The sequence below is a fragment of the Acinetobacter terrae genome (assembly GCF_013004375.1).
In the GTDB taxonomy this organism is placed as follows: Bacteria; Pseudomonadota; Gammaproteobacteria; order Pseudomonadales; family Moraxellaceae; genus Acinetobacter; species Acinetobacter terrae.
On record NZ_JABERI010000030.1, the window covers coordinates 110,501 to 122,263 of the forward strand.

Here is an 11,763-nt window from a genome sequence, read left to right on the forward strand (position 1 = left end):
CTCACTCTTGAGAGGGTGGGGGGATTGTAAAACGCTTATAATTAAATAAATAAAAGACCACATTGACCAGCCAGATAATCCATGCCGTCCACAGGTTATGACTGAGAAAATGCGCTCCGCGCATCATCTGTGCCCAACCCATGGCAAAACCTAAAATACAGCCCGAGACCAGAAAAAAGTAAGCGCGCTTTCTATTGGATTGGCGAAAGACAGCATAGCCTGCCATGAGCGCAAAGCCGGTTGAGGCATGACCACCCGGGAAACAATGTCCTTTGCTGGCTGAAAAATCCCAGAAGAAGCCCTGAGATGTAGGAATTGTGCTATTCCAAGGACAGGCATGGGCAGATTGAGATTTTAACAGCCCAATGATCGAGGTCGAGAGAATCACCATGCAAAAGAAATAACCATAGCTCCAGCGCACGGGTCTTAATTTTTCAACTTTGAACGAAGCCAGCCATATAATAAAAAAACTGGCATACACTAAAATGATCAGATCTTTCACATAGCGGTGATTCAGTTCGGCTAAATACCAGTTATCACGGAGCAAGAATTTCCCCGATTCATTTACCCACGGATGAATCAGTGCAAGATCCAGTGATCCACCGATAGGAAAGAAGACCCAAAGCATGCAAAAACTAATCACCAAGAAGCAGCCTTGATAGAGGATGAAGCGTTGCTTGTCGTGCATAAAAAAGATCGATTGATTTTATTTGCGCTATTACAACAACAAAAACTTAATCTAGACTTAAGTAATCGCTGAATGGGTGTCTAAACCCTTAGAAGATTGTGCGGATATGATTTGTAGATATGCCAATAACTTTGTGCCCAATCCTGATAAGTATATTCAGGAAACAGCATAATCATGAATGTCTTCAGTGCTAGATTAGTCCACAAGATTTGTGAGGTATGAAAATGACGATTCGTGCTGTTTTATTTGACCTGGATAATACCTTAACCCATCGTGATCAAAGTATTTTGGCGTATAGTCAACATCTGGCCAGTACCTATCAGCAGCAATTACAGCATGCTGAAATCTGCCAGATTCAGTCGATTATTCGCCGTATTGATAATGGCGGTTACCCTAAAAAAGAGTTGCTCACCCATCCGAGTATTGCAGCTTCAGTAGCTTGTGCGCTACAGCAAGAACTGAAATGGAACAGTCTTCCGGACTTAGATGAATTATCACAATTCTGGTTTCAGCAATTTGGATTATCTGCGGTTGCCATGTCAGGTGCGAATAGCCTATTAGCAGATTTAAAACAGCAGGGTTATAAACTTGCAGTGGTTTCCAATGGTGGGCATGCCACTCGTTTAACCATTTTGCAAGGCTTGGGTTTTAGTCATTATTTTGATGAAATTGTCAGTTCTGAACTGGCCGGTATCAGCAAACCGAATGCTGAAATTTTTCTACATACCAGCCGTCAATTGGAGGTTGAGCCGCAACATTGTCTTTTTATTGGCGATCATCCAGTGAATGATATACAAGGTGCAACCCAAGCGGGCATGAAAGCTTTATGGCTCAAAGGTTTTCATGCTATTGATGGTCATCATCCAATGAATACGATTCAACATTTAGCTGAAATTAAGCAATATTTATAATGCCTAATGTGGCTTATCTTTTTTTGGAAATAGAAGTGACATTTATATAGATAAAAAAAGCGACTCTTTCGAGTCGCGCTGAAAATCATATTAAGTTTAAGAGCAGGTTTAAAAATCGGGTTTAAGAATCAAGTTTAAAATTTAAGCCTTAAAACATGGTGTCTTCTGAATTGGCTGAAATTTTATGAATAGATAAATCGGCACCACGAAATTCATCTTCTTGCGATAAACGGATGCCCATGGTGATTTTGAGTGCACCGTAAACCAGAAAGCCGCCAGCAAGTGCAATCGAGATTGCGAGGAGTGTACCAATCATTTGAGAAATCATGGAAACATTGCCTAGTCCGCCTAACCATTGTTGTCCGAAAACACCCACCGCCAAGCCACCAAATGTACCGCATACACCGTGCAATGGCCAAACGCCCAAGACGTCATCGACTTTAAGTTTATTTTGGGTATAGGTAAAGAGTTTCACGAAGATCACGCCTGCAACTGCTCCAATAATAAGCGCTCCAACCGGATGTACCACATCAGAACCTGCACAAATTGCCACTAAGCCCGCCAAAGGACCGTTGTGTAAAAAGCCGGGGTCATTTTTACCCATGAAGTTGGCAGCAATGGTTCCCCCGACCATCGCCATGAGTGAGTTAATCGCTACCAGACCGGAAATGGCATCCAGACGTTGCGCGCTCATCACGTTAAAACCAAACCAGCCCACGATTAAGATCCATGAACCCAAAGCCAGAAAAGGAATGGAAGAGGGCGGATGTGCGCTCACTCGGCCATCTTTTTTATAACGGCCATAGCGTGCACCAAGTAAAAGCACCGCGACTAAAGCCATCCATCCGCCCATCGCATGCACCACTACAGAACCGGCAAAGTCATGGAAACTTGCACCAAATGTACTTGCTAACCATTTTTGTAAGCCCAAGTTGCCATTCCAGGCAATGCCTTCAAAGAAAGGATAGATCAAGGCGACCAATAATAAAGTAGCAATCGCTTGAGAACGCATTTTGGCACGTTCAGCAATACCGCCAGAAATAATGGCAGGAATAGCCGCAGCAAAAGTCAGCAGGAAGAAACAGCGCATCAGGTTATAGCCATGATCCGCAGCTAAGGTTGCGCCAATATGGAAAAAATGTTGTCCATAAGCAATGTAATAGCCAACAAAAAAGTAGGCAATGGCTGAAATGGAAAAATCAGTCAGAATTTTACTCAGCGCATTGACCTGGTTTTTATGTCGTACTGTGCCCAGCTCCAAAAATGCAAAACCTGCATGCATGGCTAAAACTAAAACTGCACCAAGAAGGAGAAAGAGTAAATCAATATTTTGCATATTTTAGCCCCATTTTAGTGCTGTTTTTTACAAAAAGAAGATCAGTATATCGAGGCCAAAGATTTGAGGAAGAGCTTTGAAAAAGGGAAATATTGATCATTCATTTAAAAAAACGCTCAAGACTCGATATAAAGCAAAGTATGATTTTTAGATGCATTTCATGCACCAATTTAAGGCGAGAGATTTAAATTAAAGTATATATAAATATATGATTACTAAATTAAATTTAGGACTTGTGGTTTTGTCTATTTTTTCGGCGTTTCCCCCTAGCACTGAATAGTGGCAATGTTATTGATCTAAAATATTAAAAATAATTTAAAGATAAAGTAAGCAATGCATTTTGATGAAGCAGTTTTAGCTGCTTTTATCATCAATTATGGTGCGTTTTGAAAAATTTGTACTCATGCTAAATCTAAACCCAGTGGGATATAGATACTCATACAGTAGGGGAAATTGAATGTTTTAAAACCAGACAAGATGAATAATTAATCAATATGGGATACAAAACCAATAACAAATTGGTAGTTTTAGTTTTGATCTAGCAGTTGCAACCCTAGAAGATAAGTGCTCATTTTATATTGTGTTTTAAGGGTTAAATATGAAACGGAGTATGCTTGCATCATTACTGACGCTGGTCGGTTTTAATACATTTGCAGCGGAAGGGACTCAATTTGACTGGAGTTATGCAGCACAAACTGCACCTGCACAATGGGGCAAAATCAAGCCTGAATATCAAGCCTGCGAAGGTGTCAATCAAGCGCCTATTAATATTGATCAAACCATATCCGCAACACTGCCTGCTTTAAAATTGAATTACAGCTCAAAAGCGGACACCATTATCAATAATAATCGTACCGTGCAAATCAATTTTGCTGAGGGCAGTACCCTAGAATTAGAGCAAAAAGTCTTTTATCTCAAACAATTCCATTTACATAGTCCAAGTGAAAACACCATTAAAGGAAAAAGCTTTGCCATGGAGATGCATTTGGTGCATGCCACTGAACAAGGCGAGTTAGCCGTTGTCGCCGTGATGTTTGAAGAAGGTCAGGAAAATAAAAAGCTGAAAAAACTATGGAAAGAATTACCGAAAAAAGCAGGCAATACCATACAGCTGCAACATCAGGATTTAGCCGCAGCGTTCCTCCCTGAAAATTTAGATTATTATCGCTTTAATGGTTCTTTAACGACGCCGCCGTGTTCAGAAGGCGTACGCTGGATTGTGTTTAAAGATATTCAACAGGCATCAAAACAACAGATTCGGGCATTTTCAAGTCTGATGGAACACCCGAATAACCGTCCTGTGCAACCGACCAATGCACGCTTGGTTCTTGAATAATTGCATCCTAACTAAAAAGCAGATCATTTGATCTGCTTTTTAAAATGCTTAAGATGTTTAGTGCAAAATTTTATTCAGGAATTGCTGAGCGCGTTCACCACGCTGGGTATTAAAGAATTCATCCTTAGTACAGTCTTCAACAATTTTGCCTTGATCCATAAAGATCACACGGTTCGCCACCTGACGCGCAAAGCCCATTTCATGCGTGACACACATCATGGTCATGCCTTCTTTGGCCAGTCCCACCATCACGTCTAATACTTCGGTAATCATTTCAGGATCAAGTGCCGAGGTCGGTTCATCAAACAGCATGGCAATCGGGTCCATGCTTAAGGCACGGGCAATTGCAACACGCTGTTGTTGTCCACCTGACAGTTGTGCAGGGAATTTATCCGCCTGCGCACTGAGTCCAACGCGGTCTAAATATGCCAAACCTTTTTTCTTGGCTTCAGCTTCAGAACGCCCCAAAACTTTAATCTGGGCAATGGTTAAATTTTCAGTAATGGTCAAATGCGGGAACAATTCAAAATGCTGAAATACCATACCGACGCGACTGCGCAATAGGTTTAAATTGGTTTTCGGATCTTTAATCGAAATTCCATCGACCGTGATATTACCTTGCTGAAAGGCTTCCAAACCATTCACCGTTTTAATTAATGTTGATTTCCCCGAACCCGAAGGACCACAGACCACCACCACTTCACCTTGGCGAATTTGCGTAGTGCAATCTGTGAGTACCTGAAATTTATCGTACCATTTACTCACGTTCTGAATGTCGATCATCACTTTGTTATCATTCATACGTGTAACCTTCTTTGTAATTTTTTAACAGCATAAGTGGCCAAAAGACTAATGGTGAAATACACCAAACCGGCAAATAAAATGTACTGGGTCAGCAGCGACATCAGGTCACCACGAACATAATTGGTTCTGAAAAAGTCCAGTAAACCGATGGCATAGACCATGGTGGAATCCTGGAATAAAATAATGGTTTGTTGCAGCAGTAGCGGTGTCATTTTACGAAAGGCTTGCGGCAAGATGATGAGTCGCATCGATTGCCCATAACTCATACCTAAAGCAGAAGCTGCGGCAGATTGTCCACGCGGAATAGACTGAATACCGGCACGCACAATTTCAGAAAAATAGGCTGCTTCAAACAGCATGAAAGCAACAATACTGGAGACCAAAGCAGTATCAATGGTCAGGTAATTCCCTGTTGCTGCGGTATAAATAAAAGGCACTGCAAAGTAGAACCACATCAACACCAACAGCAAGGGTATGGAACGAAACAGGTTCACATAACCTTGTGCAATAAAGTTAAAAACTTTAATGGAAGACAAACGCATTAACGCCAGTATCGTCCCAATTAAAATTCCACCCACGGTCGCAATACAGACCACTTTTAAGGTGATACTGAAACCATGCCATAAAGCAGGGCCAGACAGTTGCAAGTCATTTAAAAATGCAGAGAGCCATTCCATTATTTACCTCCTGCAATTAAACCGGGAACATGTAAGCGTCTTTCCAGCAGGGTCATCGCGGAGATTAAACAGACGTTAATCACAATGAAAATCACGGTAACAATGGTGTAAATTTCAATGGTATTTTGCGTGTATTCACTGATGGTTTTCATCTGGGAAATAATTTCCGCAACACCGACCAGTGAAGCCACCGAGGTATTTTTCACACAGTTGGTCAGCTCTGAACTGAGCGGCGGCAAAATGGTCCGAAAGGATTGCGGTAAAATGACGTATCGATACAATTGAGGGGTAGTAAAGCCCAAAGCGTAACCGGCATTGACTTGCCCAGTCGGTAGGGCTTCAATGCCTGTACGTACCTGTTCACAGACCCGTGCAGCAGTAAATAAACCTAAACCCACACTGGCTGAAATCAGCGCCGTGGTATTGGCACCCAAGTCATTAATCCACCAATTACGAATGGCTGAGGGTAAAAAGTTGGGAACCACATAAAACCAGATAAATAATTGAATCAGCAAAGGTACATTACGGAAAATGGTGACATAAGTTGTACCAATGGCACGTGCCGTTTTGCTCGGCAAGGTACGCATGATCCCCAGAATACTTCCGAGTACCATGGCAATAGTCCACGCGACAAAAGCAATCACCAATAACCAGCCGAGACCCACTAAAACCCATTGCAAATAGGTACTATCACCGACCCCTGTGGATTGCCACAAAACACTCCAATTCCAACTATAATTCATAGTGACTCCACTGAAGAATCAGGTAAAAAATCCATTTTTACCTGACCTTGAACGTATGTTGTTTTAAAGTTTATTGATCGCGATCGTGCGGTGTAGCAATTAATGCCTTAAGTTGATCTGACATTTTGAAGTTTAGATTAATATTTTTGGGTGGAATTGGTTGCTGGAACCATTTCTCGTACATTTTGTTGATTTCACCAGAACTATAAGTGGCTTTAATCGCATCATCGACCACTTGTTTAAAGCCAGTATCGCCTTTACGCAGCATACAACCATAAATTTCATGAATTGGGGCTGTACCGACAATTTCCCATTTATTCGGATCAGAAGCTTTAGATTTTTCACCGGCAAGCAAGATGTCATCCATCATAAAGGCAGCGGCACGGCCATTTTGTAGCATCAAGAAGGATTCTGCATGGTCTTTGGCAGAAATAATTTCACCAATGCCAAGTTCTTGTTGATGCTGGCGAATATAGCGTTCAGACGTTGTACCGGCTGTAGTGACCAGTTTTTTACCTTTAAGATCAGTGAAATCTTTCACGCCTGAATCTTTAGCGGTAAGTAGACGAGAACCGACTTCAAAGAAACCCACTGAGAAATCGACTTGTTGCTGACGTTCTTTGTTATTGGTGGTTGAACCACATTCTAAATCGACTGTGCCATTTGAAACCAAAGGAATACGGTTTTGACTGGTCACCAGGTTATAGCGAATTTTCAAGTCTGGCATATTCAGTTTTTGTTTAACGGCCTCGACCACTTTCAATTGCAGGTCGTGGGCATAACCGACTGGTTGATTTGGATTGTCTGCAATATAAGAGAACGGAATAGAAGAATCGCGATAGCCCAATACAATGGTGCCGGATTTTTTAATCTTATCTAGCGTGCCAGAGGTAGTTGCATCTCCAGTGGTTTTTTCGCCCGATGCCGGAGCTTTATTGTCGCTACAAGCACTCAGTCCAAGCATCAGCGTGCTTGCACAAAGTAGAGAGGTCATAGTGCGTTTAGGTGACATATTGAAAACTCCATTTCTATTATTAATCATCATTTGTTTTCGATTTAGACCGATGATTCATTCATCAGTTTGAGATAACAAATGACACTTTTTGTTGCGTTTATTTTTTAATCTTGGCTTTCATCTTAATCGAGTTTAGAGGGCAGGCTCAAGCAAGATTTTTTACCGTTTTGTTAATGATAAATGATTATGTTTTATACGTTTTTTAGGATGGTAGACGTTATATAAATAGAGCATAATTTGTGCCAGAATCAACTTATATCGATTAGGCTTAGACTATAGAATGTCTTTTTTCGAGTGGTAAATATGAATTGGATGATAAAAAATATAAAAATAAATATTTTAAGGGTATGAAAATAATAAATTTTTAGATCAGGAACTGTATTTTATTATGAAGATAGCCATTGATTCAATAGGCTCAAGCAATCTCATTAAAAGATGATAACTTAAGCAATTCTTTGATGATTAAGTGCTTTTGTCCAATCGCAATCTCCACAGCGTTTACATTGCTGTTTGGGATGATGAATGAAGTCAGTAAAGCCACAATAGATACAGGAATAATAGGTGTGAGGTTTGACATCTTCTACGATATTGCACGCTTTGGGAAAGAGCGGCAGACCATATTTGGTTTGTTCGGGTTCAAAAAATAGAATACTGAATTTACCATCGGTTTCTAGTAGTGCAGTTCTGACTTGCCCCAGATGTTCTGTATTTTGCTGACGCATTTCTGCAAAAAACTCGTCATGAGAGTATTTGCCTTTTTTAATATCTTCTAATACCAGCATGCCATCTTCTACTATATATAATGATTTTCCTTCTAAAAAGTCTTCAAAAGGCTGGAATTTCATCATGAGCCAAGTGGTCAAACGGTACATGAAAATAATAATGCTCATGACAATAATCGCTTGAATCATGGGAATGTCTTCATTGAACATCGGGTCGCCCGCAATCGAGCCGAGCGCCAAAATAATGGTGACTTCAAAGATAGAAAGTTGTCGAACACCGCGTTTACCCGTAAGCCTTAAAAACAGGACGATCATGATGAACATGAGCACACAGCGGATGAGAATTTCTACTGCAAATAACAACGTGGTGTCGTAGATAAGAAGATCAGACCAATCCATTTTTATTCCTTGTTGTTGTTATTCAAAACTTTAACAAATTATTGATGGATGGATTTGTAGCTTTGTGTAGTGATTTTTTCTGGTGATTATTTCCGGTTAAACTTAAGAAAAATAAAAAGTTAAAACAAAAACATCTTCTCTAAATACAAATCAAAACTTACTGCTTTTTGCCAAAGATATGCGAAGTCGTCCGATTTTTGCTGAAGCTTTGATGTGGCAAGTGTTGCGTCCAAGCATTTAATGGATATGCAGTGCCATTCAGCAATGTAAGAGAAACACCTCATGTAATTAAGGTATAATTTTTCTTTTGCTTTTATCTTCCCTATGTCTTTCGATTTAAAAACCACTGTTCAGCCAGACGCAGAGCTTTCACCGCAACAAAAAAAGCTTAATCGTCTGATTGAAAAAATCGAACAGCAAAAAATAGATTTGGCAGCATGGGAAAAAGCTCAAAACGACATTCAACAACATGCACGTCAAACCCTTGTACCGGCTTATAACGAATTACACGTTGTATTATTTCAGCAGCTTGAACAGTTGTGGAAACACTTACATGGCGGTGACTTTTCAAAAGCAGAAGTCGTGCAGCTCGATGAAAAAATCCAACACCTTGCAGCATACTTAAAAGACTCAAAAGCCTTATCAGAGCAAGAAGCCAATACCGTCGAAGAAATTGATACCTTTTATCAGCAATATGCAGAACATACACAAGCCAAGAAATCTAAGAAAAAAACTTTCGTTGAGTCTGATTCTGTATTTGAAAGTACACAAAATATAGATGATGAATTTGATGAGACTGAAGTTTGGGATAGTGAACATCATCAGCAAGCGCGTGAACACGCAAAACTCAAAAAGCAGCAAGAGAAACGCGAACAAGCAGAGAAAATGGCAGAGCAGTCGCTCAAAACCGTGTATTTAAAAATTGCTGCTGTGATTCATCCTGACCGTGAACAGGATGAAAGCAAGAAACTTGAAAAAACTGAAATGCTGCAACACGCCAATGCCGCTTACGAGAAGCAGGATTTATTTTATTTGCTGAAACTTCAAATACAGATTGAGCAGAATAGAGGTGCAGCGCAAAAAGGTCTAAGCGCGGAACAAATCAAGTTTTATAAATTGGCACTGGATGCGCAAAGTCAGCAGCTCGATAGCGAAATAGATGACATCATTGATTCACTGGTTTGGTCAGAGCCGGCCAAAATTGCAGTGCAAAAGTCCAAAGGTAAACTGCAAATTAATGACCTGTATAAGCAAATTGATGCCGATACCGCAGTTATTAAACAGCAACTGAAATGGGAAAAAGAACGGCTCAAATATATGAGTCGGGTAAAAGGGTTGGAGATGTTGTTGGAGAATGGGGCGCTGTAATTTTAATAGCACCTCACCCTAACCCTCTCCCTATGGGAGAGGGTTACATACTTTCCATAATTTTTTGAACCAATTCCATTTTTTGTTCACGTGTCAGTAGGTTTATATCTTTTTCTTCAATAAATTCATCTAATGCCGCGACTTGCTTTCCTTTCAGATCTTTATAACCTGCAAATTCCTGATAAAAACGATTTAGGTCACACATTTTTACAGTAACTTTACCTTTAGGAGTGTGAGCTTTTAGGAAATAGTGATCAGGATAATCACAGTGATTTGCAGAGATACGTTCAATATGATCTTCATATATATCATATAACGGATGAATGATTTTGAAGCGTCCACTCGTGCGCGGATAGGTAGGCTGTGAGCAAGCTCTATCTCCATTTACATGAGGATTTTGATCACCTTTTTCTCGGTTACAGTCTGGACAGACGACAATTAAGTTTCTAGGTTCAAATAAGAATTGAGGAAATAATGATTTAGGTAAAATATGCTCTACTTGCCAATGGAGTCCATTAGTTGAAAAAATATATTGCTTACAGTAAAAGCATGTAAGTTTTTGATCAGATAAATAGTGAGCACGAATTAAAGCTCGAAAAGCTTGTACATCTTTATTCGTCTCATTATTCCAAAGCTGATAGTTTTCTTTATCATAGTTATCAATAAAAGATTGGAGATCAGTAGGGGTTTGAAAAACTTCCATCTCAACCTCTGTAACTATTAATTAGGTTGAATAGGATATTAACTTTATCTTCTCGATCTATCTTTTTTTCTTTGAGTACATGACCAATGTATTCTAGCAACTCTTTAGATTCGGTATCTAGAACAAAATTTTCTTCAGTGTTCATTTTATTTAAAATAATAATTAGTTTTCTTATCAAGTACTCATTGTTATTCCCGGGGAAATTGAAAACTTCAGATAATTGAAAATCAGATGATCTATTTTTAAATTTTGAACTATTTTTTAGCGAGTTTGTATTTAAATCAAGAATAAACGTATTGTCATTTTTTATCCCTGAAATAATTTGAGGTGAATGAGTGGCTATAAAAAAATGGCATCCATAATAATTGCTAGAAATTTTTTCTAGTAATTCTATAATCTTTTCTTGCCATTCAGGATGGAGGTTTATTTCTGGCTCATCTATGCATATTAGTGAGTTATGTTCTAGATTGGATAAAAGGCTAAAGATTATTGATAAAATAGATTTTTCACCAGAACTTAATTCGTGAATTTGAATTATTTTATTTTTCTTTTGAAACTTAATATTTGTTATGCTAATTAAATTTAATTTAATTAAAATTGATAATTGATATAATAAATCATTATCGATTGATAAAATATATATTATTTGAAATTTATTTATATTTTTTAAAATAAATAATAAAGTGTTTATATCTTTTAGATAATTTTTATTTGAGTAAAAATTCAATGTTTCTATAAGTTTTTTGAAATCGTCATCAATTAATGTGTTTATTCTTGTATGTATTTCAATATATGGATCTAATCCAAGAAATTCTAAAGTTTCAATTATTTTAAAGGATAAATTTTTTATTTGGTCGATATTGAATAGAATTGAATCTAAGTGGAGAAAATTATTTAGAAAAGGTTCAGGTGTTTCTTTTTTTTTATACCACCTAATTTCAGTTTTATAAAATTAGATCTCTTGCGAAAGTCATTATTGCAAGTTTATCCGGTTTACGAGTGCAGCAATTAAGTTAATGCGTAAGCCGAATCTTTTCCGTCTATTTCGATAGCGTTCACTT

General features: G+C 38.7%; 12 protein-coding genes. 3 read left to right on the forward strand and 9 right to left on the reverse strand.

Annotated features, from left to right (window positions below; genetic code table 11):
- Nucleotide 1 precedes the first annotated feature (1 nt).
- On the reverse strand, nucleotides 2–688 hold the full coding sequence (locus HLH14_RS12605; RefSeq protein WP_067723953.1) for a phosphatase PAP2 family protein: 687 nt from the start codon (nucleotides 686–688) through the stop codon (nucleotides 2–4).
- Between the two features lie 224 nt (nucleotides 689–912).
- Here HLH14_RS12605 and HLH14_RS12610 point away from each other — a divergent pair, with 224 nt between their 5' ends.
- On the forward strand, nucleotides 913–1,599 hold the full coding sequence (locus HLH14_RS12610) for an HAD family hydrolase (protein WP_067724197.1): 687 nt from the start codon (nucleotides 913–915) through the stop codon (nucleotides 1,597–1,599).
- Nucleotides 1,600–1,747: 148 nt separating this feature from the next.
- Here HLH14_RS12610 and HLH14_RS12615 read toward each other — a convergent pair whose 3' ends face one another.
- Complete coding sequence (locus tag HLH14_RS12615) at nucleotides 1,748–2,935, reverse strand: ammonium transporter (RefSeq protein ID WP_067723954.1); 1,188 nt, start codon at nucleotides 2,933–2,935, stop codon at nucleotides 1,748–1,750.
- Between the two features lie 598 nt (nucleotides 2,936–3,533).
- On the opposite strand from HLH14_RS12615, the gene HLH14_RS12620 reads away from it, so the two are divergent.
- Entirely contained in the window at nucleotides 3,534–4,271 is a 738-nt protein-coding gene (locus tag HLH14_RS12620; protein WP_067723955.1) for a carbonic anhydrase, read from the forward strand.
- A 57-nt stretch (nucleotides 4,272–4,328) separates the two neighbouring features.
- Here the strand turns inward: HLH14_RS12620 and HLH14_RS12625 are convergent, their stop codons facing one another.
- From HLH14_RS12625 to HLH14_RS12645, 5 genes are all read right to left on the reverse strand, one after another.
- Entirely contained in the window at nucleotides 4,329–5,054 is a 726-nt protein-coding gene (locus HLH14_RS12625; protein WP_171255174.1) for an amino acid ABC transporter ATP-binding protein, read from the reverse strand.
- Between the two features lie 14 nt (nucleotides 5,055–5,068).
- A complete protein-coding gene (locus HLH14_RS12630) occupies nucleotides 5,069–5,752 on the reverse strand; it encodes an ABC transporter permease subunit (protein WP_067723957.1) in 684 nt (227 codons plus the stop codon).
- The gene (locus HLH14_RS12635) at nucleotides 5,752–6,495 is read right to left on the reverse strand and encodes an amino acid ABC transporter permease (protein ID WP_171533179.1); all 744 of its coding nucleotides are present in this window, start codon (nucleotides 6,493–6,495) and stop codon (nucleotides 5,752–5,754) included. Before HLH14_RS12635 ends, HLH14_RS12630 begins: the two co-directional genes overlap by 1 nt.
- Nucleotides 6,496–6,565: 70 nt before the next feature.
- The gene (locus HLH14_RS12640) at nucleotides 6,566–7,507 is read right to left on the reverse strand and encodes a transporter substrate-binding domain-containing protein (protein ID WP_067723959.1); all 942 of its coding nucleotides are present in this window, start codon (nucleotides 7,505–7,507) and stop codon (nucleotides 6,566–6,568) included.
- Nucleotides 7,508–7,953: 446 nt separating this feature from the next.
- Nucleotides 7,954–8,631: a DUF421 domain-containing protein gene (locus tag HLH14_RS12645; RefSeq protein WP_067723960.1), complete on the reverse strand. Its 678-nt coding sequence runs from the start codon at nucleotides 8,629–8,631 to the stop codon at nucleotides 7,954–7,956.
- Between the two features lie 324 nt (nucleotides 8,632–8,955).
- Here HLH14_RS12645 and HLH14_RS12650 point away from each other — a divergent pair, with 324 nt between their 5' ends.
- Nucleotides 8,956–9,999, forward strand: coding sequence for a molecular chaperone DnaJ (locus HLH14_RS12650; RefSeq protein WP_067723962.1), 1,044 nt, complete (start codon nucleotides 8,956–8,958; stop codon nucleotides 9,997–9,999).
- Nucleotides 10,000–10,042: 43 nt separating this feature from the next.
- On the opposite strand, the gene HLH14_RS12655 is transcribed toward HLH14_RS12650, so the two are convergent.
- Entirely contained in the window at nucleotides 10,043–10,702 is a 660-nt protein-coding gene (locus tag HLH14_RS12655) for an HNH endonuclease (protein WP_067723963.1), read from the reverse strand.
- Nucleotide 10,703: 1 nt separating this feature from the next.
- On the reverse strand, nucleotides 10,704–11,639 hold the full coding sequence (locus tag HLH14_RS12660) for an ATP-binding protein (RefSeq protein WP_328703874.1): 936 nt from the start codon (nucleotides 11,637–11,639) through the stop codon (nucleotides 10,704–10,706).
- Nucleotides 11,640–11,763: the final 124 nt, after the last annotated feature.